At 52.7% G+C, this 26,928-nt stretch carries 19 protein-coding genes and 1 pseudogene; 8 read left to right on the forward strand and 12 right to left on the reverse strand.

Annotated features, from left to right (window positions below; all coding sequences use genetic code 11):
* The first annotated feature begins 1 nt into the window (after nt 1).
* On the forward strand, nt 2–1,627 hold the full coding sequence (locus SFC07_RS06475) for an ABC transporter substrate-binding protein (protein ID WP_411207408.1): 1,626 nt from the start codon (nt 2–4) through the stop codon (nt 1,625–1,627).
* A pseudogene (locus SFC07_RS06480) lies at nt 1,624–2,970 on the forward strand (LLM class flavin-dependent oxidoreductase). Before SFC07_RS06475 ends, SFC07_RS06480 begins: the two are co-directional and overlap by 4 nt.
* Nucleotides 2,971–3,232: 262 nt before the next feature.
* Here SFC07_RS06480 and SFC07_RS06485 read toward each other — a convergent pair.
* Together SFC07_RS06485 and SFC07_RS06490 are read right to left on the reverse strand one after the other, a co-directional pair.
* Entirely contained in the window at nt 3,233–7,633 is a 4,401-nt protein-coding gene (locus tag SFC07_RS06485; RefSeq protein ID WP_411207409.1) for a metallophosphoesterase, read from the reverse strand.
* A 268-nt stretch (nt 7,634–7,901) separates the two neighbouring features.
* A complete protein-coding gene (locus tag SFC07_RS06490) occupies nt 7,902–8,492 on the reverse strand; it encodes a TetR/AcrR family transcriptional regulator (protein WP_411207410.1) in 591 nt (196 codons plus the stop codon).
* A gap of 109 nt (nt 8,493–8,601) precedes the next feature.
* On the opposite strand from SFC07_RS06490, the gene SFC07_RS06495 reads away from it, so the two are divergent.
* Nucleotides 8,602–9,582, forward strand: a complete 981-nt coding sequence (locus SFC07_RS06495; RefSeq protein ID WP_411207411.1) for an ABC transporter permease — start codon at nt 8,602–8,604, stop codon at nt 9,580–9,582.
* Nucleotides 9,583–9,858: 276 nt separating this feature from the next.
* Here SFC07_RS06495 and SFC07_RS06500 read toward each other — a convergent pair whose 3' ends face one another.
* Together SFC07_RS06500 and SFC07_RS06505 are read right to left on the reverse strand one after the other, a co-directional pair.
* Entirely contained in the window at nt 9,859–11,064 is a 1,206-nt protein-coding gene (locus SFC07_RS06500; protein WP_411207412.1) for a globin domain-containing protein, read from the reverse strand.
* A gap of 47 nt (nt 11,065–11,111) precedes the next feature.
* Nucleotides 11,112–11,642: an RrF2 family transcriptional regulator gene (locus SFC07_RS06505; RefSeq protein WP_411207413.1), complete on the reverse strand. Its 531-nt coding sequence runs from the start codon at nt 11,640–11,642 to the stop codon at nt 11,112–11,114.
* A 960-nt stretch (nt 11,643–12,602) separates the two neighbouring features.
* On the opposite strand from SFC07_RS06505, the gene SFC07_RS06510 reads away from it, so the two are divergent.
* A complete protein-coding gene (locus SFC07_RS06510) occupies nt 12,603–14,129 on the forward strand; it encodes a peptide MFS transporter (RefSeq protein ID WP_411207414.1) in 1,527 nt (508 codons plus the stop codon).
* Nucleotides 14,130–14,189: 60 nt separating this feature from the next.
* Here the strand turns inward: SFC07_RS06510 and SFC07_RS06515 are convergent, their stop codons facing one another.
* Nucleotides 14,190–14,942 carry an SDR family oxidoreductase gene (locus SFC07_RS06515; protein WP_411207415.1) on the reverse strand — a complete coding sequence of 251 codons (753 nt, stop codon included), beginning with the start codon at nt 14,940–14,942 and terminating at the stop codon, nt 14,190–14,192.
* Between the two features lie 442 nt (nt 14,943–15,384).
* On the opposite strand from SFC07_RS06515, the gene SFC07_RS06520 reads away from it, so the two are divergent.
* Nucleotides 15,385–15,555 (forward strand): hypothetical protein, encoded by a 171-nt coding sequence (locus tag SFC07_RS06520; protein WP_411207416.1) that lies wholly within the window; start codon nt 15,385–15,387, stop codon nt 15,553–15,555.
* Between the two features lie 104 nt (nt 15,556–15,659).
* Here SFC07_RS06520 and SFC07_RS06525 read toward each other — a convergent pair whose 3' ends face one another.
* Together SFC07_RS06525 and SFC07_RS06530 are read right to left on the reverse strand one after the other, a co-directional pair.
* Nucleotides 15,660–16,430, reverse strand: coding sequence for a DUF1684 domain-containing protein (locus tag SFC07_RS06525; protein WP_411207417.1), 771 nt, complete (start codon nt 16,428–16,430; stop codon nt 15,660–15,662).
* A gap of 143 nt (nt 16,431–16,573) precedes the next feature.
* Nucleotides 16,574–17,548 (reverse strand): bile acid:sodium symporter family protein, encoded by a 975-nt coding sequence (locus SFC07_RS06530; RefSeq protein ID WP_411207418.1) that lies wholly within the window; start codon nt 17,546–17,548, stop codon nt 16,574–16,576.
* A gap of 472 nt (nt 17,549–18,020) precedes the next feature.
* On the opposite strand from SFC07_RS06530, the gene SFC07_RS06535 reads away from it, so the two are divergent.
* Nucleotides 18,021–19,106 carry an NADH:flavin oxidoreductase/NADH oxidase gene (locus tag SFC07_RS06535; RefSeq protein ID WP_411207419.1) on the forward strand — a complete coding sequence of 362 codons (1,086 nt, stop codon included), beginning with the start codon at nt 18,021–18,023 and terminating at the stop codon, nt 19,104–19,106.
* Nucleotides 19,107–19,155: 49 nt separating this feature from the next.
* Here the strand turns inward: SFC07_RS06535 and SFC07_RS06540 are convergent, their stop codons facing one another.
* Genes SFC07_RS06540 through SFC07_RS06550 form a run of 3 tightly spaced genes read right to left on the reverse strand, consistent with a single transcriptional unit; the run spans nt 19,156 to nt 22,029 of the window.
* Complete coding sequence (locus tag SFC07_RS06540; protein WP_411207420.1) at nt 19,156–19,539, reverse strand: Rieske (2Fe-2S) protein; 384 nt, start codon at nt 19,537–19,539, stop codon at nt 19,156–19,158.
* Between the two features lie 37 nt (nt 19,540–19,576).
* Complete coding sequence (locus SFC07_RS06545) at nt 19,577–21,148, reverse strand: ABC transporter permease (protein WP_411207421.1); 1,572 nt, start codon at nt 21,146–21,148, stop codon at nt 19,577–19,579.
* A gap of 5 nt (nt 21,149–21,153) precedes the next feature.
* A complete protein-coding gene (locus SFC07_RS06550) occupies nt 21,154–22,029 on the reverse strand; it encodes an ABC transporter ATP-binding protein (protein WP_411207422.1) in 876 nt (291 codons plus the stop codon).
* A gap of 230 nt (nt 22,030–22,259) precedes the next feature.
* On the opposite strand from SFC07_RS06550, the gene SFC07_RS06555 reads away from it, so the two are divergent.
* Both SFC07_RS06555 and SFC07_RS06560 read left to right on the forward strand, forming a co-directional pair.
* On the forward strand, nt 22,260–23,069 hold the full coding sequence (locus tag SFC07_RS06555; RefSeq protein WP_411207423.1) for a PTS sugar transporter subunit IIA: 810 nt from the start codon (nt 22,260–22,262) through the stop codon (nt 23,067–23,069).
* Between the two features lie 30 nt (nt 23,070–23,099).
* Entirely contained in the window at nt 23,100–24,650 is a 1,551-nt protein-coding gene (locus SFC07_RS06560; protein ID WP_411207424.1) for a PTS ascorbate transporter subunit IIC, read from the forward strand.
* Nucleotides 24,651–24,806: 156 nt separating this feature from the next.
* On the opposite strand, the gene trpA is transcribed toward SFC07_RS06560, so the two are convergent.
* Nucleotides 24,807–25,649, reverse strand: coding sequence for a tryptophan synthase subunit alpha (trpA, locus tag SFC07_RS06565; protein ID WP_411207425.1), 843 nt, complete (start codon nt 25,647–25,649; stop codon nt 24,807–24,809).
* 2 nt (nt 25,650–25,651) lie between these two features.
* Nucleotides 25,652–26,923 (reverse strand): tryptophan synthase subunit beta, encoded by a 1,272-nt coding sequence (trpB, locus tag SFC07_RS06570; protein WP_411207426.1) that lies wholly within the window; start codon nt 26,921–26,923, stop codon nt 25,652–25,654.
* Nucleotides 26,924–26,928: the final 5 nt, after the last annotated feature.

A 26,928-nucleotide genomic window follows, 5' to 3' on the forward strand; every position in this document is an offset into this window, starting at 1 on the left:
CATGAAGAATTCCAAGCGCATTTCCATCCTGGCCACCTCCGTACTCGTTGCAGCACTGACCTTGAGCGGATGCTCTTCCGCATCTTCTGATACTTCCAGTACTTCATCATCCGCCAATAGTTCTAGTGGAGGTACCCTCACTTTCGCGATTGGCAATGACCCTTTGGTGTTTAATCCCTCAGGTATTGGCAATGGCAATGACACGTTATATGTCACCCGCCAGATCTTTGATTCCCTGGTGTATTCGAATCCCGACACTGCAGAGCTTGAGCCCTGGTTGGCAAAGTCGTGGGAGGTGAATGCGGACGCTACCCAGTTCACCTTCCACCTGCGTGATGATGTCACATTCTCTGATGGATCTGCGCTTACTGCTCAAACCGTGGCCGCCAACTTTGATGACATCAAGGCTGCCGGTGCCAATAGCTCTGGAGCCTCAGATATTCGCACTTATGAATCATCACAGGTAGTTGATGATCACACCGTCATCATTAAGCTCTCTGCCCCCAATGCAGCTTTTCTTTCGGCACTCGCAGGCGTGCCTTTTGGCATCGTCTCTGATGCTTCCCTCAAGATTCCTTTTGCAGACCGTGCCCTCGGTAAGGGTGTAGCCGGCTCTGGACCTTTTACTTTGGAAAGCTATACCAAGGATTCCCAAGTCACTTTGAAAAAGCGTGAAGGCTATAAGTGGGCTCCGGCAGACTTTGAAAACCGTGGCGATGCTTATCTGGATTCCGTCGAATTTAAGATCATTCCAGAAGCCGGCAACCGCACTGGCGGCCTGAGCAGCGGCCAGATTGATGTGGCTGGTGGCATTGCCCCCAATGACATTGCCTCGGTGGAGGCAAGCAACTCCATTGTGTCCCGCGCAAACCCGGGCACCATTTTTGGCCTTTATTTTAATTACAAAAAGTCGGCTCTTCAGGATGAGAAAGTCCGCGAGGCTGTCTCCCTGGCGGTGGATCCACAAGAGGTCCGCGATGGTGCCTTGAGCGATCAATTTAAGGTGGCCACCAGTCCCCTTTCCTCCACCACCAAAGACTATGCCGATGTTTCGGACGCGATTAAGACTAATGATCCAGAAGCTGCCAAGAAGCTTCTCGACGAGGCTGGTTGGGTGGTCGGCCCAGACGGTACCCGCACCAAGGATGGTCAAACCCTCAACCTGCGTATTACCTATATCAATAACTTTGGCGCCAACGCAGATAGTATTGCTTTGATTCAGGAGCAGCTGCGTGCAGTGGGCATCGCCAGCACTCAAGTTACCGGCACGGTTCCAGAGTTCCTCTCCACCATTACAGCTGGCGACTATGACCTAGCATGGGCGAATTCCTCCAAGGTGGATGCAGACGTGCTTCGCTCCACGTTTGGTGACGTAGGATCTACCACCAATTTCCCAATCGCAGATCCCGAATTGCAAGCAGAACTCGGCGCACAGCAATCCATTGGTGATCCTGCAGCACGTAGCGCAGCATTGGAAAAGATTCAGCACGATATTGTTGCTCGCTATGAATTTGTTCCGGTTCATGAGCTGACCACCGTCATCGGCGTGGCTGATGACATTGAAGGTGTTAGCCTCGGTGCGGATTCCCGTTTGAGCCTGCTGGTTGATGCGAAGGAAACAAAATGAGCCAAAACTCCCGGCAGGTTCATTTAGCTACTATTTTCCCCGCCGTTAATCACACCACTATCTGGTCACTTCCAGATGCTAAGAGCCGAATTGATTTTTCCACCTTTGAACAAGTTGCGCGCACTGCTGAACGTGGTCTTTTTGATTTCTTCTTCCTTGGTGAGGGTTTGCGCCTAAGTGAGCTCAAGGGTGAAATCTTTGACCTTGATATAGTTGGCCGCCCCAATACTCTTTCGGCGTTGGCTGCCCTGGCTGGTGTGACCAAAAATCTTGGCTTGGCCGGTACCTTGAGCTCCACCTATAACGAGCCTTTTGAATTGGCCCGCGCACTTGGCACTTTGGACCATCTTTCCCAGGGTCGCGCAGCCTGGAATGTGGTGACCACTAATGATGCCTTTACCGGTGAGAATTTTAGGCGCGGTGGTTTCCTGGAGTACGTCGATCGTTACAACCGTGCGGTGGACTTTACTCAGGTGACCCGCGAGCTTTGGGATACGCAGCCACGAGAAGTGGTGGAGCACGCTTCCAAGTTCTTTGATATCAGCACCACCTTCCCCAATGGCAATCTTCCACAGGAGCATCCAGTCGTATTGCAGGCTGGTGATTCTGATGCTGGTCGCGAGTTTGCCGTTGGTTCTGCAGACGTGATTTTCGCACTGCATTCGGGATTTGAAAAGCGCAAGGATTTTTATAAAGATGTGAAGTCACGTCTTGGCCGTTATGGCCGTGGTGAAGATGATCTGAAGATCTTTACAGGTGCGACCGTGGTGCTTGGTTCTTCCGAGGCGGATGCTCAAGAGCGAGCATGGGAAATCCGCCGCAAACAGATTACTGGTCCACGAGCGATTGTTTTCTTGGAGCAGGTATGGGGCCGTGACCTTACTTCTTATGATCCAGATGGCCCACTTCCAGCAATTGAGCCCGAAGTGGGAGCAACCTCTATTTCTCAAGGGAAGAGGGGCGGGCCTAAGGATAATCAGAAAATTGCAAGACTATGGAGGCAACGTGCGGAGGCATAAAACCTCTCTATCCGAGAGCTGGTCATAGCTTTAAAGACCCACGTCGACTTTGTGGGCACTCCCGGGCAAGTGGCTGATCAAATTAATAACCACGTCCAGGAACGCGCGACTGATGGCCTTATTTTGGCAGTTCCTAGTGGCTTGGATGATTTTGTTGATCTTGTTGTCCCGGAGCTGCAAGACCGCGGCGTTTACCGTGACTCCTACCCTGGTACCACCCTGCGCGAAAACCTCGGCCTGCCAGCACACCGCTCTGCTGTCGAGTGGCAAGACTTCCGTAACGCTAATGCCACTTCTTCTCAGAGCGTAGGGCAGAACTCATGAGTTCCGACTAGTGGCGCATCGTCATACCCCAGCCGTCGTGATCATCTCTAGTTGGGTGCCGCGAACAACCAGTTTGTGGATGGGGTTCGCAAGCCACTGGACTTTTGCTCTGTGTGGATATGGGCGCAGATATTAAGGGGTTGTAGAGAGGGAATAATTTGCTGAGGAAGGAATCTATTTTGAAATGTTTCACGTGAAACATCGAAAAAACTCCCGTGGCTGAGGTCTAAAAACCTCAGTCACGGGAGTTTTGCTTTACTACTTAACGCTTAAGTGCATTCATTACGTAGTCCCAGATACCTGGAACAAAAGCGATTGCGGCACCTGCCAGGGCAGCTGCGCCAGCAAAGAATCCACCGAGTGTGGCCCAGAACCCGGAATTATTACCGGAAGAGCTGCCACTTGCGCCATCATTTCCAAGTGCTTCTTCACCTGCAATGAATGATTGCACGGCCGATACCTCGACACCGCCATAAGGGTCCTCGGTACGCACATACCAACTGTGGCGACCTTCTGCGACATCTTTCCAAACCACGGAAGCAATGTCTCCGGAAGGCACATCAGAGGCAGAACCAATCTCATTGATAGTTAGGAAATCTGCACTAAAGGAATCGCTCTTAAGAGTGCGGCCCTCTGGCTTAATACCCAATTGCTCATAGGAGACATCAAAGTCCTGGTACATATTTGGGTTGTCCACAGGTCCCATGAGAGAGGCTTCATCGGAGTTATAGTCCTGCAGTGATGGTGAGTAGGTGCGCACCATCATCTTCTGCCCCTCGTTATCAAAGTGCATGAGTCGGAGGTAGCCAAGGCCACCTTCAGGGAGTCCCTGGTAATCAAAAAGCATGGAGGTGACAGTACGCTCTGCTACCCCATCGCCATCATCATCAAAGGAATCGGTGCGCTGATAAGCATCGTGGTAGTGGCCGGACATGATCATGCGAACATTGGGGTTGGTGGCAGCAACCTCGTCCAAAATGCGCTGTGGAATTGGGCCCAGGCCGCCGGTCGTCAGCATGAACTCATGAAGGTTGATGATGGCAACGCGCTCTGGATACTTAGCCAGCACTTCATTCATCCACGCAATGGCGTCGTCGTCAGGGGCCCAGCCCATGGCAACGTTAATGAAGTCAACCCCTCCAGCGGAGAAGAGGTCATAATGGCCACGGTTATCCTGGTAGGACTCGCCGTACCAAGGATTATCGGCATAACGCTGTTCACCAAAGTATCGGCTGAACTCAGTGAAGTCATTTTCTAGGTGTCCAACATCGTGGTTGCCGGCCAAGACGGAATAAGGCATTCCGGCCTCATCTAGGCGACGGTACTGGGGATCAGCGGCTTCCCACTGAGCCGGCTGGTCGAAGTCATCTACAACATCGCCAGTGTGGAAGAGGAACTGAATGTTCTTGTTTTCCCGCTGCGCCAAGACGTAATCATGAATGTTCTTTTGGTGCTCGTGGAACTCTTCGTTGTAATACTGGGTATCAGATTCCCAGGCCAGGGTGAAGTCATATTCAGAGCGCGGAACATCGTCCGGATTTGCTTCCTCGACGGCAGAGTCGCGGGTGCTCAAGTCAGCACCAGCGAATCCTTCAGAGTGCTGCACCAACAAAGTAATGGTGCCATCAACTGCAAAATCCGCAGCGTTTACAGTGCCCTGCAAGGTGAAATCTTCCATGGTGTCACCGGTCCGATGACGATCCAATTCCACCCATGCGCCGTCCTTCAAGGCATACAAAATAATTTGCGCCTTGCTGTCAGCAGAACCCGCCCAATTCACGCGCAGCTGGGTATCATCAGCGAGCCCGTCGCTCGCATCAACCTCAAAAAGCTGATACGGCAGCGCATTGTCGGTGGCAACCTCGGCCCCCAGGCCATCGGTGCCCGCAAGCTTTTCGACGTCTTCCCGCGTCAGCTTCACGGCTTCGGAGCGGTCCGTCGTTGCAGCATCATTAACGGTTCCTGAGGACATCCGAACTCGTCCGCTATCTAGGGAAGGAGTATCGGCTTCCAAGAAGGTCATATCCACGGCATCGCCATTAGGGTCGGTAGCTCGGGCATTAAGAGTGACATCGCCAGCGTTAACTACCTGATTATTGGTAGGTCCAAAGTCGCCACTGATGGGGATTTCTTCTGGAGTGGTGAAATTGATAGTTTTTTCACTGCGGTTTCCCACCTCATCCTCGGCACGTACAACCAAGGTGTGGGGTCCCTTTTCGAGGGCGAGGGAGCCAGTAGTGAAAGGAAGTTCTACACGTTCGCCGTCGAGAAGCGTTTCAATACTCTTCAAACCAGCGCCAGCATCGGTGGCGGTGGCGTTAATGTCCACCGTGCCACGTAGTTCTTGACCCTCTGCAACTCCAGTGACATCAAGAATTGGGCCCGTATTGTCTACACGTACCGTGCGCTCTACAAACTGGCCGTCAGTTCGGGCCACCCGCACGCTGTGTTCGCCATCAGAAACCTTGGTGGTGTCCCAAGCATGAGAGACACCGGTAAAAGCATCAGCCGGAATCTGGAAGGTGGCATCAACATAGTCATGTTTACCCGTGCTGTCACCCATGCTGATCCACGATTCAGAATCATCGATTCCAGTTGGGGTGAGGGTACGACCATCAGGAAGAACCAAACGCAAGTTCCGGATCTGGAAGTCATCGTTGTTCTCATTGAGATCAATGGCAGGGGCGGCCTTGGTGCCGGCGTAAACGCTTACAGTGAGGGTGCCATCAGCATTGATGTGATACAGCGGGACGGCAGTGGAGATGGTCTCGGTGTTGGCGTAGGTGCCCTTATCAAAAATGAGGAGTTCTTCCCCACCGGCGAGGATGCCATTGCGGAAGAACACGTCGGTCTGGGTGACTTCCATCGCAAACGTTGGGGCCGCTGACAAGCTGGAGGTGGCAGCCACAGGGGCGGCGTCGATAAGCATCTCGACCTTTTCGCCGAAGTTATCTGAGGCGCCGATGATATCGGTGGTGCCATTAACCCACTGATTGTCCTCCAGATTGAGGAGCACGGGATCGGTGTTTGCGCCTTCGACGCCAACCTTTACAGGATCGGTGTTGGTGGTGTTAGTGCCATCAGAGACGCTCAGGCTGTATTCGAACCAGGATTTTCCGGTGATATCAGCTGCCGGAAGTTCCCATTTGTACTGCCCTTCAGACACGGTGAGGTTGATATCGCGTGCTGCTTGATCTGCGCTGGACTTCAGGTGCAAGGTGACAGTTCGTACCTGGGTGTCATCGGTGGCTGCAAAGGAAAAGACAAAAGGCTCCGCAGGGTTGACGCTCTTGAGGGTGTTGTCAGTGACTGTGGGAGCGCTGGTATCTGCCACGGCAGGCTGCAAAGGCTGAGGAATCTGGGTTTTATCGGTAGTGCCAGGAGTCGGCGCTCCGTTACCGAGAAGTTTTTGCTTGCTCAGATCGCTTGGGTCAACTGCATATTGCAAACCTTTATTGGCAGCTACATCTGAGGCGCCAGCCATGTTGTAATAGCCACGGTTGACGATCTCCCCGGTATTGGTTTGGATCTGCATGCCACGTGCGGAACCATTGGCCATGCCACCGGATTTAACCTCAACAATGTCCTTGTCTGCAACCAAATTGGTGCCGTATTCGGCATTAAAATCAGCGACGGTCAAAGCGTCATTTGGACCACTTTTGATCCAGAAGATTAAGGATTTACCAGGCTCAATAATTGTATTGCCGGGGGTGGCAGCCCATACCGCTGCATTGGTGTTGGTGAACTCATCCTGTGGGTAAAGATAGTTCAGGGTGTAGTCGGAGAAATCGATAGGTGCAGCGGTGGTGTTGCTGATCTCCACGTATTCAAAACCGTCTGCAGTTTCGATATTGGTGGAGTTCACCATGAGCTCTGTGAGTACCAAAGGAGCTGCGGTAGTTGGAGAGGTCTGGCCGTTAAAGACTGGGTCTGCAGGAGCTGAGGGGGTTTCTGGTTCCGCTACTCCCCCTGGTAGCAGCTGATCATTGCTAACGACGCCAGGAGTGGGAGCAACCTGAGTACGAACTGGTACAGCTGCCTGTTCATTAGCTCGTGGCAGGGCGAAATCAATGCCCTTTTGCACAGCTGCGCTTCCCGTTGGGTAATGCGACCAGCTAGATACCTCACCGTTATAGAGGACACGGATGCCACGATCGCCACCATTCGCCAGGCCAGCTTGACCGGTGGCGCGGAAGATTCGTGTATTGGAATCCATACCATAAAAATCACGGAAGTCTTGCTCGCTGAGTGCTGCAGTATTAACCGTGCTGGTGCTGTATTCGATCCAGACTACGATGGTCTCTCCGCCGGCGACGGTGACATCACTGCCGAGGGAAAGCGCCTTATCCTGAGCCGTATCGGTTGAATCAGAATAAGAATAAGCAAAGCTATATGCCCCTGCCCCGATAGTGACAGGTTGGGTGCTGGTGTTGTGCACCTCAAAGAATTCATAGTTGTCATAGCTGGTGGTATCCGGCAGAATTTCCGTCACCACAAGGTCTTGTGGAGCAGAAGTCAGTGCTGACAATTCTGAAAGTGCGGAGTTGAGTTGCTCTACTGTGGCGTCTTGGGCGTAGACGACGTGGGTGCTGGCAACTGCAAAAGCAGTAGTGGTGGCCGTGGCTGCAATTGCCAGACGAAGGCCATTTCTACGTAGGTTCAAGGTGTTTCCTTCAGCTATGTGGAGTTATTGTGCGTTGGTGTTGCATCAGGGTTGCGGGGCAGACAAGCCAAAAGCTCACCGCACCGATGGTGGTGTGGTGAGCATGAAAGGTTTATTTGCACAAATTGTTAAGGATGTGCTGTCTGACTGCTAAGGGTTAGATTAGGATCATCCCATTAACTTCACATGAACTGTGTGATAACTGAAAGTGCACATTGGGTTTCCTTAGATATCACTTGGTTGCTGGAGCTTAGTCATGCTTGGATGGCTACTGGGATGCCTGCTTGGTGGCCTGTGCGCGCACGCCGTCGAGGTAGGTGTCTACGGTCCACCTGTGAAGGCCTGGAACAAGTATCTCCGCTAGGGGTGATAGTGGTCTGCTGGCTGCTGCTAGCCCGAGATAAAACTGTGTGGGATCAAGATCTTGCGGTACCAGTGCTGCATCCTTGACGGGTTCAAGGAGCTTCTCGCATAACTCGACTAATCGATCACGGCGGGCACGGACGTGAACATTTTCAAGATCAACCGCACTGATGTCTACAAGGGTGAAGAGACCTTCCGCAAGTGAGGGTAAGCCTAATTTGGCGATGGAGTGGGCGGTAAGGGGCCACTCCTCTTTGGGGTTCTTGTTGAGCCCTGACAAATGGTTGTCGATGACTTTGGCAAGGTCGGATAAAGCATCATCCATGATGGCAAATATGAGGCTCGCACGATCTGGAAAATGGCGTGAAAGGGTGGCGATTCCCACCTCAGCTTCGCGGGCGATGGCGCGCATTGATATCCCTTGGTCGCCGCGGGAAATCATGGCTCGTGCTGTGCGCATGATGGCAAGCTTGTTCGCTTGGGCGTCTTGTCTCATGGTTGCCTCCTGATCTATATCCCACAATAGTTGACACCTGTTTATATGGAACACTATGCTCCATTTGTCACCGGGACAAGTTGTTCCACTTATTCTCGGAAGGCAACTTTTGGCAACCACCTCTTCCCCCACTGTGCCTGCTGTACACAAGCCCTCAATTGCGGTTCGTACCGCATTGCTCATTATTTTCTTGCCTGTTGTCATTGGGCTGATGCTTTTTGCCTTTATGGCACCCACACACGCATCCGGGCCTAAAGATGTGCCCATCGCAATTTCAGCGCCGCAGGCAGTCATTGACAATATTGAGTCCACTTTGGCTGAAAATTCAGACAATGCGCCAGAAATTATTGTTGCCAATGATGATGCTGCAGTGCGTGAACTTATTCATGACCGTGAGGCTGTAGGTGGTTTGACTGTCTCCGCCGAGGGTGCAACTGTCTACACTGCATCTGGAAATGGTGCGGCCTATGTCCAAATGATGAATACGCTCGGTGGCAATCTCACGGCCGCTGGCCAGCAAATTACCACTGTTGATCTAGCCCCCACAAGTGCCGAAGATCCGCAGGCTACAGGTATTGCTTTGTTGGGTCTGCCACTTGCTTTCGGAGGAATAGTTTCTGCGGTCACTGCTACCCTTTTGCTCAAAGGTCACAAGGGACTTACGGTTTCCGCCCTTGCAGGTATTGCTCTCGTGGCAGGACTGGTAGTCACATTCCTGCTGCACAATGTTTATGGCACCCTCACGGGTATTTTCTGGGCGGAATTCGCTGCCGTCTCATTGGGTATTTCTGCCACCTCATTTGTGGCCGCCGGGCTTGCTGTCATTTTGAGGGTCCCAGGAATTGGAATAACTGCACTCTTGACCATCTTCGTATCCAATCCCCTTTCAGGTCTGGCCACCGGGCCATGGTTGCTCCCTAGCGGCTGGTCCACCTTGGGTCAATTGATGTCAATTGGTGCAACGGGACACATAATTCGTTCAATCTCTTTCTTTGGTGGCGGTGGTATTGGTAACGCCTTTTTGGTCCCCATCTGCTGGGTGCTTGTCGGGGCTACTCTAATTCTTGCGGTACGTCGTCGCAAAGCTTAATTTGCCCATAAGTTTATTAAGCGCCCTTTCCGTCTGTAATTGAAAGGGCGCTTTGCCGTTCAGGGATTTAGCGTGGGGATTTGGATTAGTATCTCTAAGCTCCACCTACTTCTTTGAAGTAAGCCAATTCAGACAGAACTAATGCCAATGTTTCACGTGAAACATTGGCATTAGTTTTTTTTATTTATCGGCGAGACTAGGTTCCTCAGCCACGGAATAAGCGCCAGGAATCCGTCGAAAAGCGCCTTTGTGGGACGCTGTGCCTGGCTTGCGGGCCTAGCTCACCAGCCAGTCATTAGGGCTGAAGAGCTCAAAGTGAACGCCTGCAGGTGCGAGCTCTTCCCTATTGTTTTCCAGCTGTTCGCGGATGTCCTGGAGGAAGCTATTGCCACCGCAGAGGTACCACTGCGCGTTGGCGGGAATTTGGCCATCCTGGAAAAGCTGCGCAAGGTTGAGCAGCGCACTTTGGTCGCGGTAGGCGGTGATGTGAGTAGCCTTGCCATCCTCCTTGAGGGCAGCGATGAGGTGCTCGGTGTTCTCGCGTTGAGCGTATTCGGCCTCGGTGGCGTCGGCGTGGAGCACAACAACCTCGCGGGAAAGCTCGTGCTGGGTGGCAACCAGGTGGGACAGCATGCCGGTCATAGGCGTGGAACCGATGCCCTGGCTGACCAGCACGAGAGGTGCGGTGCTGTCTTCAAGGACCAGATCGCCGGCAGGGAGGGTGGCGTCGACAGTATCGCCGAGGGTGACATTGTCTAGCAAGAAGCTGGACACTTCGCCATCCTTTTGAACCGCGATGGAGAAGAAGTTCTCGCCGGTTTCAATGAGTGAGTACTGGCGGAGCTGACGGGCGCCGTCGGGAAGCTTGACGCCGATGGAGGTGTACTGGCCGGCAACTGCTTTTTCAAAACCCTGGGCTGCGAAAGTGTATTGAGTGACAAGTGGGCTGAGCGGAGTCTTCTCCTTGAGCTCCGCCTTCACAAAGACATCGCCCGCTGCTACCCCAGCGTAGCTGTAGAGCTCTTCTTCAAAACCGATGAGGACGTTCGCCATGAGCCAGTAGACCTCATCCCAGGCGCCGGCGATCTCTGGAGTAATTGCCTCCCCCAGCACCTCGACGATGGCGGCAAAAAGATTGTCATGCACAATCTGGTACTGATCGGCGGTGATGCCGAGCGAAACATGCTTGTGGCCAATTCGAGAAAGCATTTCGACGGAATCAGGAGCATTTTCATCAACAAGCATTGTCGCAAAGGTGGCAATCGATGCAGCGAGAGCCTTCTGCTGCTCGCCGGAGCGCTGGTTTCCGCGGTTGAAGGTATCGGAAATCAACTCTGGGTGATTGGCAAACATCGTCCGGTAGAACACGGGAGTGATCTTGTTGATGTTTGCACCGATCACGGGAAGGGTCTGGCGGATGATCTCCGCATTACCTTCAGAGAGCTTCGCGTGGGCGGTATCGGGTGCTTGTTTGGTGAACATGTGTTTCGCTTTCAGTCATGAGCACCACTCATGGGCTGTGAGTGATGCTAAGTGTTTCGCAGGGTCGGCAAGCCGAGTGAGGTGGAGGCGCCGTGGGCGCCTTCAGAATTGGGCCCTGGATTGGGTCCAGAGTTGGGGCCAGAGTTGGGCCTTGGGTTAGGCTGTCCTGCCACACGATTGACGCGAATCAGATCTCCGATGGTGTCGCCATCCAATTCCGCAAAGAACGCTTCCTTTGCGGCTGCTAGGCGGTGGCGAAGTTTGCAGTCATAGGCTGCTAAAGGGCAAGGCTTTGTTCCTTCGCAGTCCACTACTTCACCGGGGCCTTCCAACTCTCGGAGAATCTGCCCCACGCTCGCCCCACGGGCAGAGTCTGGCAGTAGCACTCCACCGCTTCTTCCACGAATGGAAGTCACCAATTCCATCTCTACCAACTTGGCGATAACTCGTGCCAGATGGTTGTTAGAGGAGTTGGTAGCCTCTGCTAATTCTGAAATTGTGAGGCGCTGCCCTGCTGGCAGATCTCCCAAAATCATCATGGATCGAAGTCCAAGATCAGCAAAGGTGGTCAAGTGCATGGTTCTATCCTAGGTTTTTGCGTTTAAAGATGTATATCAAATACACCTTTTATTTGGGTGAATTGGATCACAGTGAAAGTTGGCCCTGGGTGCTGGAGTAGCTGCCCTAAATTTCGGCTACTTCATAGAGGTTAGCGCCAAGGGCTGTTAGGTGTGGGCGCTTGCACGGCGCGGGCGCTTGCGGGCCGTGGGTGCTTGCGGGCCGTGGGTGCTTGCACGGCGCGGGCGCTTGCGGGCCGTGGGTGATTGCACGGCCTAAAAAGGTCAATCCCGCCTGCGCCGTCAAAGGTTCACTCTCCCTTATTCCGCGTTTGCCGTTGATCTCAAACGTCCCTACAGTCACGCTGGCACCTTTATGGACGCTTTAATCCCCTGCTGAAAACGTGGCTGGCCCTACACATATATATATGTCTTGTGACGATTCCTTTTATCTAGTGCGCGGCGCTCACATGGTTCCAAAAAAACCTTGTTTAACTTCGCCCCTAGGGGCTGAAAAGGCGGTTCTCAAAAGCTCGATGCCGCCGGTGTGTCATACCAGAACTGGCATTGCGACGCTAGGAAAATTTCATCTGAGACTTAAATCAAAATCAGTGTAATTTGTGCCCCACTCCATCAAAAGCCTTGGAAGTTAGGTGGCGTCAAACAGCGACCCTTGCCTCCGCTAAAAGTTATCAGCCGTGGAGCTAGTTCACTTAAGACACCAATAGATCTTTAAAACTGCCCAAAAATACCCCAAACCGGGGTTGTCAAGCATTGAAATTGCCGAAAATTCCCACACGGAACCAAAACGCATCCCCCAAAAACGGACCCTTAAATAATTTCTAGAGTCCGGCAGAAACCTGTGGGAAAGATTGAAGAATGTTTCACGTGAAACATTAACATTAATTTTCGCTGGAAAAGCACTGTTCAAGCTGGGTAAGGAATTGGAATTGTGCTTTAAGGTGCGGAATTATTATTTGGATGAATACCGACACAACCAACGACGGTGTGTCACCGGAACCTACCGGCCCTAATAGCGGGTCCGTAGCAACCGATACTCACCGCGAAAGACAGTTCTTCGGCCAGCCTTGGGGCTTGGCTAACCTCTTCGGCGTGGAAATGTGGGAGCGTTTCAGCTTCTACGGCATGCAGTCGATTCTGGCGTTCTATCTCTACTACTCCGTCACCGATGGTGGCTTGGGTATGGATCAGGCAGCAGCGCTTTCCATCGTTGGCGCCTACGGCGGATTTGTCTACATGACTTCCCTCGTGGCTTCCTTCTTGGCTGACCGCATCTTCGGCTCTGAGCGAACCCTCTTCTACTCAGCCATCGTCGTCATGATCGGCCACCTCGCGCTTGCCCTCATCCCGGGCTATGTGGGTCTCTCCATTGGCCTCGTCCTCATCGGTCTTGGTTCCGGTGGCGTCAAGACCGCGGCACAGGTGGTTCTGGGCCAGCTGTACTCCCACACTGACCCTCGTCGAGATGCAGGCTTCTCCATCTTCTACATGGGCGTCAACATCGGTGGCCTCTTCGGACCACTGATCACCAATGCAATCTGGGGCTGGGGTGGCTTCCATTGGGGCTTCGGCATCGCTGCGGTTGGTATGGCGCTTGGTCTGATCCAGTACGTTGCCATGCGCAAGAGCACCATCGGCGCAGCCGGCCACGATGTTCCAAACCCACTGCCAAAGAGCCAGTACGCTGCTTGGCTTATCGGAGCAATTGTCGTGGTGGCCATCGTGGTCGCTTTGGTGGCAACCGGCATCATCAAGCTGGAATGGCTCTCCAACATCACTGCTCTTATCGCTCTGATTGCAGCCATCGGCCTGCTTGCTCAGATGTATACTTCCCCACTCACCAGCGCTGCTGAGAAGTCTCGTCTGCTGGGCTTTATCCCCATGTTCATCGGTGGTGTGCTCTTCTTCGCAATCTTCCAGACTCAGTTCACCGTTCTGGCCGTCTACTCTGACACCCGCCTGGACCGTAACTTCTTCGGAATTGACCTGCCTCCAGGATTGATCAACTCCTTCAACCCAATCTTCATCATCATCTTCTCCGGCATCTTTGCCACCTTGTGGACCAAGCTTGGCGCTAAGCAGTGGTCCACCGCTGTGAAGTTCGGTGTGGCAAATATCGTCATCGGCGTTGCCCTCTTCTTCTTCCTTCCTTATGCAGGCGGCAGCGACAACTCCACCCCAATGATGCTGATCATCTGGGTCTACTTCCTCTTCACCATCGCCGAGCTGCTGCTCTCCCCAGTGGGTAACTCCCTTGCCACCAAGGTTGCACCAGAGGCTTTCCAGTCTCGTATGTTCGCCGTCTGGCTGATGGCAGTCTCCATGGGTACTTCCCTCTCCGGAACCCTGGGCGCCTACTACGACCCCACCGATGCAGGTGCTGAGAAGACCTTCTTCATCACCGTTGGTATCGTCACCATCATCATCGGCCTCGTGATCATCGCATCCAAGAACTGGGTGCTCAAGAAGTTCATCGACGTCCGCTAAATAGCCCAAAAAGCTAAAACGGCCTGCTCCTCTCTTGAGGGACAGGCCATTTTTTAATGTTTAACCAGCCACAATCTTGATCAACAACCGTGCCAGGCGGTCAGGCGCCAAGGATTTAGCCACATACAAGGCCTTATCAAGCGTCAATACGCCATGGTGCACCTTGCCGCGCGCCCAGCGGTTGCCCGGATTGACGGCACCCCACACGGCCTCCGCGACTTGCTCCGGCGTAATCCGCACCCCGAGCCGACGCGTCGAAGCCGCCTTCAGCTGCGCCAAAGTCGTCTTTGCCCACAGTGGCCACAAATCAACGATACGAATATCATCATGGTGCCACTCCAACTCCAAGGCCTCCGTCAACCCAGCCACATAAAACTTGCTGGCCGAATAAACCGCAATATTCGGCTGACCATACACCGCCGACGCGGACGCCATATTCACTAAGTGCGCGCCCGGCGTGCGCGCCAAATAAGCGTGTGCAGCGCGGGCACCAAGAGTCACTCCGGTGACGTTTACTGCAATAAGCTTTTCGACGTCGCCCTCCTTCGCCTTGGCAAGAGGTCCATCAATGATAATTCCCGCATTGTTATCAACCACATCAATGGTGCCACCGGCGACTGCTGCGAAATCAGCAAGAGCACTCTCCCACTCGTCGGCATTGGCTATGTCGAGATGTCCCTTGTGGAGGTTGGAGTGCTCATATTCGATGGGTGCAATGTCATGCGCGTCCACTCGCCAACCCTCTGCGAGGAATTTTAATGCCACTGCTTTTCCGATTTTCTGGGCTGCGCCAGAAATAAATATAGATTTCATTTCTCCGAGTGCAGGTGCTTCTGAGCTGGGACGATATAAAAACTAGAAGGCTGGCAGGATTTTCATATTCACGCTTTTTTAGCAGTGTCGATGTATTTAAAGAAATCACCAAAACTCACAGCTAGATGATGGTGCTGTGAGCTTCCTGCAAACCCCAGAATTTTTGTATATTGCCTGGTCATGCCTCTATCTGTGACGACTTAAGGAGCTTGCGCAATTTTTCTTCGAGGTGTTGACTCTTCATTACAGCAACGGAAACACCGCTGCTGGAGAATCAAAAGGTTCTCTCGCTTCAATGGAAAAGGATCCACACATGGATTACATCGTCAACATCTTCAACACCGTTCTTGACAGTGTCTCAGAGATCTTCTCTGCAGTAGTTCTTTCTTCCTAAGTAAGACCACCTCCCCAACCACCACATTTTTAGTACAGGAGTTTCCACATGTTTGATCAGATCCAGCATTTCACCGAAGTTGCTCAGCAGTTCCAGCCTTCCCAGTGGGTTCAGAACTTCAACCCACTGCCACAGGTCCAGGAATGGTTCCAGCAGGCAGCACCTGTTCGCCATGAGGCACCAGTAGCGCAGAACGCACTTAGCAACCTTTCCTCCTAAGGTAAGTGGGAGGCTTGTCGACACCTCCTCACTTTGATTTCCACCTTGCAGGTGGACTGTGGCTGCCAGCTGGGCAATGTTTCACGTGAAACATTGCCCTTTTTTCATGCCAACACCCACTTCTCGCCGGCCGTAACTTCTAAATCGAGGGTATTGGCTATCGAGGGCTCCGCACACAAATAGTGTTCACTAAAAGCAATAGGTGGTAAGAACGCTCTATTAAAGTCGATAATCGTATCGCCTTTATCATCGGGCAGGTCAACCTCTAGATATCTAAATCGAAAAACTCCCTGATTAGAAGATCTATCTCTAAAAGCAAGCCGTAACTTATCTCCGCGCCCACATGCCCGGAGTCGATACTCGCGACCTTGAACCTCAAAAACTACCCAACCAACAGTTGGGGTGGGAACAATAAGTCCATCTGCGGCAGTGAGATTAACGCTTTCAGGGTGTACCTGAAACTTTGCTTTAAGTCTCCATTCCGGAGCAGTGGAGAAAGTCTCAATTGACCTAAATCTTGGTTCAGCAGGTGGGAGCTGATCATAAACTTCTAAAGCTACTTCTCCCAGGCGCTCTATCACCGTGAGGTTTAGAGTATTGGTTTGAGCGATTTCTCCAGGAAGAATTTGTAGGGTTCCTGTAATAGTAAACGCAGGCGGCAAGTGTGCCCCCACCACTCCTCCACCGCGCCGATACCAGCGCCCAGGTAAATCCGGCAGACTGTGAGCATGGGAAAGCGTGGTGGAATTAATCCAATGGGTGCCGACAAGCTTTGATGGGCCAATCGGATTTGAAGCTTGGTGAATTCTCCTTTGATGCCACTCAAGCCATTCTTGCTCATTAAACTGTTCTAAACGCTCTTGAATTTTGATCACAATATCCTCCATTTAGCCGGCAAGTTTCCGCAAGAATAGACCAAGCTGTCTATTGCGGTATATAGATTTATTCAGGCAAATAAAAACGGTGTTCATTCCTTGACATTGAATGAACACCGAAAATGTTAGTGCTGTGGGACTGATTAGACTTGCGCTTTTTGAGCCTCGGTATCTCTGCCATATCGCGCGGCTAGCCAGGAACAGATCATGAGCTGCACTTGGTGGAAGATCATCAAAGGCAAAATGAGAAGGCCGATATTGGCGCCGCCAAAGATAACTGCTGCCATGGGAAGACCGGTAGCTAGTGACTTCTTGGTGCCACAGAACTGAACTGCAATTGAGTCAGCGCGGTTGAAGCCGATACGGGTGGCGATAAACATGGTGAACCACAACATCACCATTACCATTACCGTGGCAAAAACGATGAGGAAAAGGACCTCCCAGGGTTTAACCGTGGACCAAATTCCTCCCACCACGCCTGCAGAAAAAGCGGAATAAACAACCATGGCAATGGAGCCACGATCGACAATCTTGGTTGCCTTATTAGCTGCAAAATTCTTCACCCATCGGCGACAAAGCTGACCGAGGATGAATGGCAATAATAGTTGAATGGCGATATCGAGGAATACGGATGGATCGACATGCACTCCCCCGCCAGCGGACATGATCAGCATGACAAGGAGTGGTGTCATAAACACTCCAACCAAATTGGACAAGGAGGCTGCCACGATTGCGCCTGCTACGTTGCCCTTCGCGATGGAGGTAAAGGCCACTGAGGATTGAACGGTCGAAGGAACCAGGGTTAGGAAGAGGATTCCCTTGTAAATGTCATCGGAGATAAAGAAGGTGAGGGGTTCAAGGCCGATGCCAATGATCGGAAAAATGACAAAAGTGATGAGCAAAATGGTGATGTGCAAACGCCAGTGTTTGAGGCCATTCAGTGCCTCCTGCGTAGATAGACGGGCACCATAAAGGAAAAAGAGGACGGCAATGGCGATCTTTACGGCAATATCAAACCATTCTGCAGCGACGCCACGGACCGGGATAATGATTGCGATAATGACTGCCAGCACAATAAGGACAATGAGGGGGTCTAATCGTTTTAGGCGTGCAAGCATGCGTTTTAGTGTACGGCGATCGAGTGGCTTGGGAATAGACTCCCGCCGGTTTTTCCTGGCTTTGACCCCGTTTGGGACATATGTTGCAGTTGTTATTAGCGCCTAATGTAGGCTAGTGTTCAGGTAATACCTCAATTAGACGCTGGATGGCCACATTTTCCCTAGCGCAATAGAGATTCGAAATAGCAGATCGCAAACGTTTGCACACTATTTTGAACCATTCAATTGTCAAGAAAAGAAAAAATTGGACTTCCCTGTCACTGTCCTACTAAATCATTGAATTCATTAATAATTGGGTAAACCCACTAAATTCTTCTAAATAATTCTCTTTTATGCAGGTTTCTCCTTGCTATTTAATTTCGTCACAGTGGCGATATTCAATCGAGTGTGAGTGTATTTCAATTCGACTCACTCTGGGGGAAATTGTGCCTAATTCCTGCCCCCGGAGGAGTGTTGGACTATCGTCGTTTGCATGACTTCACTCATCTCCCCCATCACTCTTAGGTCTCTAGAGATTCCCAATCGCATCTGGCTCGCGCCTATGTGCCAATATCAGGTGGATAAGAATGACGGTGTTCCACACGAGTGGCACTTTGTTCACTATGGAGCGCGGGCGGTCGGTGGCTTCGGATTGATCATTGCTGAGTCAACCGGTGTTAGTCCGGAGGGACGAATTTCCCCCAACTGCACCGGACTCTGGAATGCGAAACAGGTTGAGGCATGGAAGAAAATTACAAACTTTGTTCACTCCCAAGGTGGAAAAATGGGTGTGCAACTTAACCATGCTGGCCGTAAAGCAAGCACCTATCCTTGGCTACCAGGCTTCCCTAGTGGCACTCAGTCTGAGGCAGAAGGTGGTTGGAAAACCTTTGCCCCCAGTGCTGTCGCTCAAGAAGGTCTCAACCTCCCCACTGAGTTGGATGGAGATGGTATTAAGAAAGTGGTCGCTGATTTTGCGGCAGCAGCACAACGAGCAGTGGAAGCCGGCTTCGATGTCATCGAGATCCATGGCGCACACGGATACCTACTCCACCAGTTCCTGAGCCCCATCTCGAATAAGCGCACCGACGAATATGGTGGCAGCTTTGAAAACCGCACTCGCCTCTTCCGTGAAGTTGCCGTGGCAATACGTCAGGTAATTCCGGAGGGTATGCCTTTGGTTGCGCGAATCTCAGCTACCGATTGGATTGATGATGAACCTTCCTGGGATGGCGATCAAACCGTTAGGCTCGTTGCGGACCTTAAAAAACTCGGTGTGGATGCTGTGGATATTTCCACGGGTGGCGTCGCTGCTGCACGCATTCCTGTTGGGCCAAGCTATCAAGTTGAGTTCGCTCGCCAGGTGAAGCAAGAGGTGGGAATTCCAACCTCCGCAGTCGGAATGATTACTGATGCGCAACAAGCTCAGGCTCACTTGGACAATGGGGATGCGGACATCATCACCATTGGTCGCGCAGCGCTGCGTGAACCATCGTGGCCTCTTAAAGCTGCTCATGAACTCGGGCTCAGTACTGAAGAGATTGCTTACCCTCGCTCCTACTGGCGCGGAGTCTGGTAAATAGAAAAGCCAATGTTTCACGTGAAACATTGGCTTTTTTGGTGGATGTCTATTCTGTAGTTGCGCTCAACTGGTCGCCATTTTGAGTCAGTGTGGCCGAAGTGAGTCCCGTTTCAGCTGGCCCGGAGACGACGGATCCATCGGAAATCTTAAACACGGAGTTGTGGTTGAGGCAGCGAACGGTGTCGCCTTCAACCTTGGTGATTCGACTTCCAGCGTGGGGGCAGGTTGCGGAATAGGCAACAAAGTTACCTTCGGTTGGTTGGGCGATGATGACGGTGTCTAGAGTGACGGCACTGCCAACCGGGACTTCAGTGGCAGCAACTTCATTGTTGGGACTGGTACCGCACGCTGCGAGGAATGCGCCTGCGAAAGTGGTGGCCGTACCCAGGATGAAAGTACGGCGACTACATGAAAGGGCTGATTCAGTCATAGTCCTAAGTATCCTCTCTTGTCGGGGTTTGCGCTGGCTATTTGTAAACTTCCCGTAGAGACGATCCCCACAGCCCTCCCCCAACCGCAAGGACTCCAATCGCGGCAAACATAAGTAGCGAGGCACTATCTGTCTGGCTAAAGGGAGAAAGATTAATCACCTCCTGAGGCAGTCCCAAAACTTGTCCGAAAATGGACACCACTGCAGCTATTGCGATGGGAGCCCACGCCAACTGGATTAGACGTGGTGCAACACCGGCGATAAGAACGGCGAGGCCGATAAAGAGCAGGGACTGCAAAAACAGATTGAGAGTCGATTCGAGGATGATCCTATTCCCCTCCTCCACAGTAGAAGTCTGGATTTGCAAGGCCACTAAGCCACCCGCGATGGCGAAGAAAGTACAGCAAGCGAGCGTCGAAAAGCTTATGACCACAGCGCCCTCCAGGGGCGCGTAACGGGCGGTGCCAGCGCTGCGGATCAGATCGACGATGCCGCGGTGTTCTTCGGCGATGTAGGCGACGATGGGTGCCACGCAGGCGATGGCGACCAGGATTGCGCAGAGTTGGAAGGCGTAGGTGATGAAGGCTTTTTGGAAGTCCGCCATGGGGATGAAGGATTGGAGGGCCTGGCGGGTGGCTTCGTCTTCTTGGAGGAGCGGGATGAGGGAATCGATAAGTGGGAGGAAGGTGAGCAGCATTGCGCCGACCACCACTGCCCAGGTGATGATTCCGGTGCGGTGCATGACCAAGTTGAGGCTGTGCAGACCTCCAATGCGGCGTTGATGCGCGTGGTGAGCTCGGCGTAGATGCAGGAGATGTGAGTTGAACTCGCGGCGAGAATTAAGCCAGAGTGCGATTGCAGCCCATGCCAGGCTAGCTATTGCGAAGACGAGGATGCTGCCCCAGTTGTCTGTGCCGAAGCAGTCAATAACGCTGCGCCAACCTAGAGGGGAAATCCAGTTGAGATAGTGTGCCCAAGCTTGGGAGGAGGTATCTGCAAAAACGCGCACCAAAAATGCTCCGGCGATGACCAAGAGTCCAAGGCGATTGAGGTTATGGGCGGTGCCCCACAGGCTCTGCACGATGCTTGCCAATGCCATGATGCCAAGCATGGTGAGAAAAATGCTGAGCCCATAAGTTATAGAACCAGCGATGGTGAGTTCCGTGGTGAGAGTAAGCCTCAAGATGATGAGAATAGCCGTGGATACAGCGCCATTAATGGCCGCCACTACCCCACCGGTGAGTAGTGCTGCCTTTAATACTGCGGAGCGTTGATGACCGGTGGACTGGATGAGCTCGCCGGTGCCTTTGGCTTCGGCGGTGCGGTGCAAAGAGCTCAGCAATAAGACACTCATTACTGCAGAGAGGATGGCGAGCCAGGCACCGGTTTTCCAATTGGTTAATTGGCCGATGTTTCCAGGTGCGTTCAGTACACCGTACATAGCTTGGGTGCCCAGGTTGTTTTGGAGCTCGGAAAGCAATTGGGTGCGGTCGCTCAGTTCTGGGTAATAGCTCACATAGGAGGAAGGAGTGATGGCTAGCATTGCCCATAGACACAGCAACCAGGCCAGGATAAAGAAGTGCTTTAAACGGAGGTTGAGGCGAATCATGGCTACTACTTTCCAAAATTCTTGAAGAAGATTTCTTCGAGCGAGGCTGGAGTGCTGACGATGTCCTGGCCTCCGTTGTCGATAATGACGCGCAGAATGGCTGGCACCTTTTTTGCCTCAGTGGTGATTAAAAGATGGCCTTTTCCAAATTCCACCTTGGGCTCTTGGAGCAGTTCCGGTGGGACAGACTCGATGGTGGCGCTGATATGGTGCGCGGAAATCTGGCGCAGATAAGTGACCTCATTGGAAGCCACGGCGCGACCTTCTTTAAGAACGGTCACGTAATCGCAGAGGGCCTCCACCTCGCTGAGAATGTGGCTACTCAAAAAGACAGTGGCACCATCATTGCGAGCTTGGCGGACTTCCCGCATAAAGATTTGTTCCATGAGCGGATCAAGGCCAGCGGTAGGCTCATCCAAAATGAGAAGTTCAGGGCGGTGTGCCATCGCGGCAATGATGCTGACTTTGCGACGATTACCGGTGGAGTATGCACGAAGTTTCTTTGTGGGATCCAGTTCAAAAGCCTCAATGAGTTCTGCTTCGCGGGCGGGATCATTTTTAATGCCACGCAGAGACTCCATGGCGCGGAGGACTTCCCCACCGCTGAGGTTGTCCCAGAGTGCAACATCGCCTGGAACATAACCCACCTGTCGCAGCACCCGCGGATTTTTGATGGGGTTTTGACCAAGTACTTCCACCTGTCCCGCGGTGGGAGTAAGAACGCCGATGAGGGTACGAATTGCTGTTGATTTTCCGGAACCATTGGGTCCTAAGAATCCGTGGATGCCGCCTTGGGCAACATCAAAGGAAAGTTGGTCCAGTGCCAAAAAGTGGCCGAACTTTTTTGAGAGTCCACGAACTTGAATTGCCGTTGTGCTCATACTTCTAATTCAACTCTTGTGGGAGTGGAAAGAATAGGGGTCGGGCGGTGACTATTAAGACTCTTGCGTGCGTTGGAAAAGTGGCAGGATGGATGGCTTCTTCTACTACGGAGGGGTGTTTCGAAGTCAGTGTTTCACGTGAAACATTGACTTCTTTTGAATGTGAATTTATTGGTGTTGATTTGTGTCTGAACCCACTTAAAACCAAAACTGTGAACTAGTCTCAGGGTATGTCGATATTCAAAGATTTGTTAGTAACGGAACGAATAGAACTTGACCGAGAAGTGGCAGATTGGCGTGCCGGAATCCGCGTGGCAGGTGCCTTGCTTGAGAAAACCCACAGTATTGATTCCAGCTACACCGACTCGATGATCGCAAGCGTGGAGGAAAACGGACCCTATATTGTTGTGGCACCGGGATTTGCTTTTGCCCACGCGCGCCCCAGTGCAGCAGTGCATGAGACGGCAATGTCATGGGTACGTCTCTCCTCCCCTGTCTCCTTTGGGCATGAGAAGAATGATCCAGTTGATTTGATTGTCGCTTTGGCGGCGAAAGATGCGAACTCTCATACTAAGGCGATGGCAACGCTGGCGAAGGCGTTAGGAAAGTATCGTCAAGCACTCAATGAAGCTACTACTCCTGAAGAAATTCAGGAGATCCTAGAAAAAGCGGCAGCAGGTACCCCAAAGCGAGCTTCAGCTGACCAAAATAAAAATACGGAAAATCGTAAGTCTGAATCGGTTCAGACCAACACCCGAGACAAGATTCTGACTGTTTGCGGAAATGGATTGGGTACTTCCCTCTTCCTCAAAAACACCCTTGAACAAGTTTTTGACGCTTGGGGTTGGGGGCCATATATGACTGTGGAAGCAACTGACACAATCTCTGCCAAGGGTAAAGCGAAAGAGGCTGACCTGATCATGACTTCAGGGGAGATTGCCCGCACGCTCGGAGACGTAGGAATCCCAGTTCAGGTGATCAATGATTTCACAAGTACAGATGAAATCGATGCAGCGCTGCGCGAACTGTACGACGTTTAAATAATCCCCAAAAATAAAGGACTGATAAATATGGATTGGTTAACCATTCCGCTCTTTCTTGTAAATGAAATTCTCGCAGTCCCCGCTTTTCTCATCGGTATTATCACTGCCGTAGGACTCGGAGCGATGGGACGTTCGACCGGTCAAGTAATCGGTGGTGCAATCAAAGCAACACTTGGTTTCCTCCTCATTGGCGCTGGTGCCTCGCTGGTTACGGCTTCCCTGGAGCCAATGGGAGCAATGATTATGGGTGCCACTGGAATGAAAGGTGTTGTGCCTACAAATGAAGCCATCGCCGGCATTGCCCAGCAGCAGTATGGTGCACAGGTTGCATGGCTGATGATTCTTGGCTTTGCCATCTCTTTGGTTCTGGCACGTTTCACCAACCTGCGTTATGTCTTCCTCACTGGTCACCATGTGCTTTTCATGGCAACGATGCTTACTATCATCTTGGCAACAGCAGGGTTTGCTTCCTGGATCGTCGTTGGCGTTGGTGCTCTTCTACTTGGCATCCTCATGGTTTCCCTACCAGCTTTTGCACACCCTTGGACCCGTCGAATTACTGGCGATGATTCTATTGCAATCGGACACTTCGGAACTGCGGGATATATTGCAGCCGGTACCGTCGGTCGACTAGTTGGTGGCACGGGTAAGAAAGCTAGCCCCTCCACGGAAGAGCTAAAGGTGCCGGAAGGTCTTCGCTTCCTCCGCGATTCCATGGTGTCCACCGCTTTGTCTATGGCTATCATGTACATCGTTCTCGCCATCTTGTTTATGGTTCGAGCCGGTACTGAGGAAGCCTTTACTGCTTTCCCTGATGGCGCTACCAATGTTGGCAACTACATCATGCAAGCCTTCACCCAGGGCCTCCAGTTTGGTGTGGCGGTCGCGGTAATTCTCTTTGGTGTCCGCACGATCCTGGGCGAATTGGTTCCTGCTTTCCAGGGCATTGCAGCCAAGGTTGTACCCGGTGCAATTCCTGCTTTGGACGCACCCATTGTTTTCCCTTATGCACAGAATGCAGTTCTAATTGGCTTTATTTCTTCCTTCGTCGGCGGTTTGGTTGGCCTTGCAGTTTTGGCTTCTTGGCTTAACCCAGCATTTGGCGTTGCGCTGATTCTTCCCGGTCTGGTCCCCCACTTCTTTACAGGTGGCGCAGCTGGCGTCTACGGTAACGCTACTGGCGGTCGCCGCGGAGCAATTTTTGGAGCTTTTGCCAATGGACTTCTCATCACCTTCCTTCCTGCTTTCTTGCTCGGAGTGCTTGGTTCCTTCGGCTCTGAAAACACCACATTTGGCGATGCAGACTTCGGTTGGTTCGGTATTGCTGTAGGTTCTGCTGCGAAGATTGAAGGCTTTGGTGGACTCATCCTGATCCTTATCATTGCAGCCATTCTGCTTGGTGGTGCCATGATCTTCCAGAAGCGTGCAGTTGATGGAAACTGGGATCCAGCCCCTCATCGCGAGCGTGCTGCTAAGGCAGAAGCTGCCCCGGTTTCCAATGCTGAGGGTCGTACTTACCCCAAGATTGCTCCTCCCGTGGGTGCCCCGGTGCCTCCAGCCCGCGCTCAAAAACCTTAACCTCGCCAACCAAGCCCAGCACCCTACCCCGCTGGGCGGCGTCGAAAAGCGCGAAAATAGCCACACACGCTCAGTGCAAATAAAAAAGGGCAATGTTTCACGTGAAACATTGCCCTTTTCTGCACCCGCAAACTCCACGGGGAGCAGCGAGAAAACCTAAGCCTTCTTGGTCGCTGCCTTCATTGCAGAGATGAACTCGGTGAGCTCGCGCTTAAGGCCGTCCATGTCCTTGATATGGGATGGATTAGGGTGGCCGCCCTCGCAGTGGGAAGCGATGATCTTGGTGATCGCAGAGCCGGTGATGGCTCCAGAAGCGCCAGCCGCAATCGCGTCGGCAACATGCTGTGGGGAGGAAATGCCGAAGCCCAAAAGGATCGGAGCACCATCGAATTTCTTGATGTTATCCACCACGGCGGAAAGTCCCGAGGTGGAAGATTCTCGCTCGGTACCGGTCACACCATCGCGGGAAATCGCGTAGATATAGCCCTTGGATGCAGCAGACACACCTTCGAGCACAGTCTCGCTAGCGTTGGCTGGAGCGATGTAGATGGGGTCAATTCCGGCAGCCGCAGCAGCAGCGGAGAATGGCGCACCCTCGCGGACGGGAACATCGGGCAGCAAGATGGAATCGGCACCAGCTGCTGCGAACTCCTCATAGAAGCGCTCGAGGCCGCGGGTGAAAGGCACATTGCCGTAGATGAGCATGCCGATTGGAACCTCTGGGTAGGCTGCGCGCACGCGCTTAATCTGTTCCAGGGCGCTGTCCACGGTGGCACCGCCGTCGAGGGCGCGGAGGTGGGACTCAGCCACGGTGGGGCCGTCGGCTACTGGATCGGAGAATGGCACACCGAGCTCCAGCGCGTCAGCGCCGGCCTCGATGATGGTGGAGATGATCTCAAAGCAGGCCTCAGGATCAGGATCGCCAAGCATGACGAAGGGAACAAAGGCGCCCTCCCCTGCTTCGTCCAGGCGGGTGAAAAGGTCGGTATAACGGCTCATAATTATGCCTCGCTGCTTTCTGCGTCGTCTCGAGAAAGTACTAGTTCTGGGTGCTCTTCCAAGGTGTGGCGCACGTGGTCCACGTCCTTATCGCCACGGCCGGAGAGGGAGACCAAAATGGTGATTTCCTTGCCTTCCTCTTCAGCGGTCTTGGCGCGCTTCAGAGCGTAGGCAAAAGCATGGGAGGATTCGAGAGCCGGAATGATGCCTTCATAACGAGCCAAGTACTGGAAAGCCTGCAATGCTTCGGCATCGGTGATACCCACATAGGTTGCGCGTCCAATGGAGTGCAAATATGCGTGCTGTGGGCCGACACCTGGGTAATCCAAACCAGCGGAGATGGAATAGGATTCCTCCACCTGGCCATCGGAATTACGCATCAGGTAGGAACGGGTGCCGTGCAAAATGCCGATCTGTCCATTGGTGATGGTCGCGCCGTGCTTGCCGGAATCTAGGCCCTCACCGGCAGGCTCAGCGCCAACCAGCTCCACGCCTTCCTCATCAATGAAGTCAGCAAACATACCAATGGCATTGGAACCGCCGCCCACACAAGCAACAACCACATCAGGCAACTTGCCGGTGCGCTCGAGCATCTGTGCCTTAGCTTCCTCGGAAATCACCTTGTGGAATTCACGCACAATCGTGGGGAATGGGTGTGGGCCAGCAGCAGTACCCAGCAGGTAGTGGGACTCATGGAAGGTTGCGGTCCAATCGCGCAGCGCCTCATTTACGGCGTCCTTCAGGGTGCCGGAACCGGACTCAACTGGAACCACCTTGGCGCCGTGCAGCTGCATGCGGTACACATTGGGCTGCTGGCGTGCAACGTCCTTAGCGCCCATGTAGATAACGCATTCCAGGCCCATCAGTGCACACGCAAGTGCGGTAGCCGTGCCGTGCTGGCCAGCGCCGGTCTCGGCGATAATGCGGGTTTTACCCATGCGCTTAGCCAACAGCACCTGGCCAATAACCTGGTTGGTCTTGTGTGCACCACCGTGTACCAGATCCTCACGCTTGAGGAAGATGCGCGCATAGCCCTTGCCAGCTCCGGCTAAAGGCAGGTTGGAGCACTCGGTCAGCGGGGTGGGACGGCCCAAGTAATCACGCAAATAGCCAGCCAACTCCGCGCGGAATTCAGGATCATTGGTGGCGTCAACAAAGGCCTTTTCCAATTGGTCCAGCGCAGGCAGGAGGGATTCAGCAACAAATTGTCCGCCGAATTCACCAAAGTAGGCAGGCAATAAGGTGCTGCCGCCGAGCTTCTTTTGTTCAGTCATTTTCT

Source organism: Corynebacterium callunae, from assembly GCF_046592015.1.
GTDB lineage: Bacteria > Actinomycetota > Actinomycetes > Mycobacteriales > Mycobacteriaceae > Corynebacterium > Corynebacterium callunae_A.

Bases quoted from the DNA above. Each gene is read 5' to 3' on its own strand.
- SFC07_RS06515 (WP_411207415.1), bottom strand. From the start codon at position 14,942: ATGAAATCTATATTTATTTCTGGCGCAGCCCAGAAAATCGGAAAAGCA.
- SFC07_RS06535 (WP_411207419.1), top strand. From the start codon at position 18,021: ATGACTTCACTCATCTCCCCCATCACTCTTAGGTCTCTAGAGATTCCC.
- SFC07_RS06560 (WP_411207424.1), top strand. From the start codon at position 23,100: ATGGATTGGTTAACCATTCCGCTCTTTCTTGTAAATGAAATTCTCGCA.
- SFC07_RS06530 (WP_411207418.1), bottom strand. From the start codon at position 17,548: ATGCTTGCACGCCTAAAACGATTAGACCCCCTCATTGTCCTTATTGTG.
- SFC07_RS06520 (WP_411207416.1), top strand. From the start codon at position 15,385: ATGTTTGATCAGATCCAGCATTTCACCGAAGTTGCTCAGCAGTTCCAG.
- SFC07_RS06505 (WP_411207413.1), bottom strand. From the start codon at position 11,642: ATGCACTTGACCACCTTTGCTGATCTTGGACTTCGATCCATGATGATT.
- SFC07_RS06545 (WP_411207421.1), bottom strand. From the start codon at position 21,148: ATGATTCGCCTCAACCTCCGTTTAAAGCACTTCTTTATCCTGGCCTGG.
- SFC07_RS06550 (WP_411207422.1), bottom strand. From the start codon at position 22,029: ATGAGCACAACGGCAATTCAAGTTCGTGGACTCTCAAAAAAGTTCGGC.
- SFC07_RS06490 (WP_411207410.1), bottom strand. From the start codon at position 8,492: ATGAGACAAGACGCCCAAGCGAACAAGCTTGCCATCATGCGCACAGCA.
- SFC07_RS06555 (WP_411207423.1), top strand. From the start codon at position 22,260: ATGTCGATATTCAAAGATTTGTTAGTAACGGAACGAATAGAACTTGAC.
- trpA (WP_411207425.1), bottom strand. From the start codon at position 25,649: ATGAGCCGTTATACCGACCTTTTCACCCGCCTGGACGAAGCAGGGGAG.
- SFC07_RS06510 (WP_411207414.1), top strand. From the start codon at position 12,603: ATGAATACCGACACAACCAACGACGGTGTGTCACCGGAACCTACCGGC.
- trpB (WP_411207426.1), bottom strand. From the start codon at position 26,923: ATGACTGAACAAAAGAAGCTCGGCGGCAGCACCTTATTGCCTGCCTAC.
- SFC07_RS06475 (WP_411207408.1), top strand. From the start codon at position 2: ATGAAGAATTCCAAGCGCATTTCCATCCTGGCCACCTCCGTACTCGTT.
- SFC07_RS06540 (WP_411207420.1), bottom strand. From the start codon at position 19,539: ATGACTGAATCAGCCCTTTCATGTAGTCGCCGTACTTTCATCCTGGGT.
- SFC07_RS06500 (WP_411207412.1), bottom strand. From the start codon at position 11,064: ATGTTCACCAAACAAGCACCCGATACCGCCCACGCGAAGCTCTCTGAA.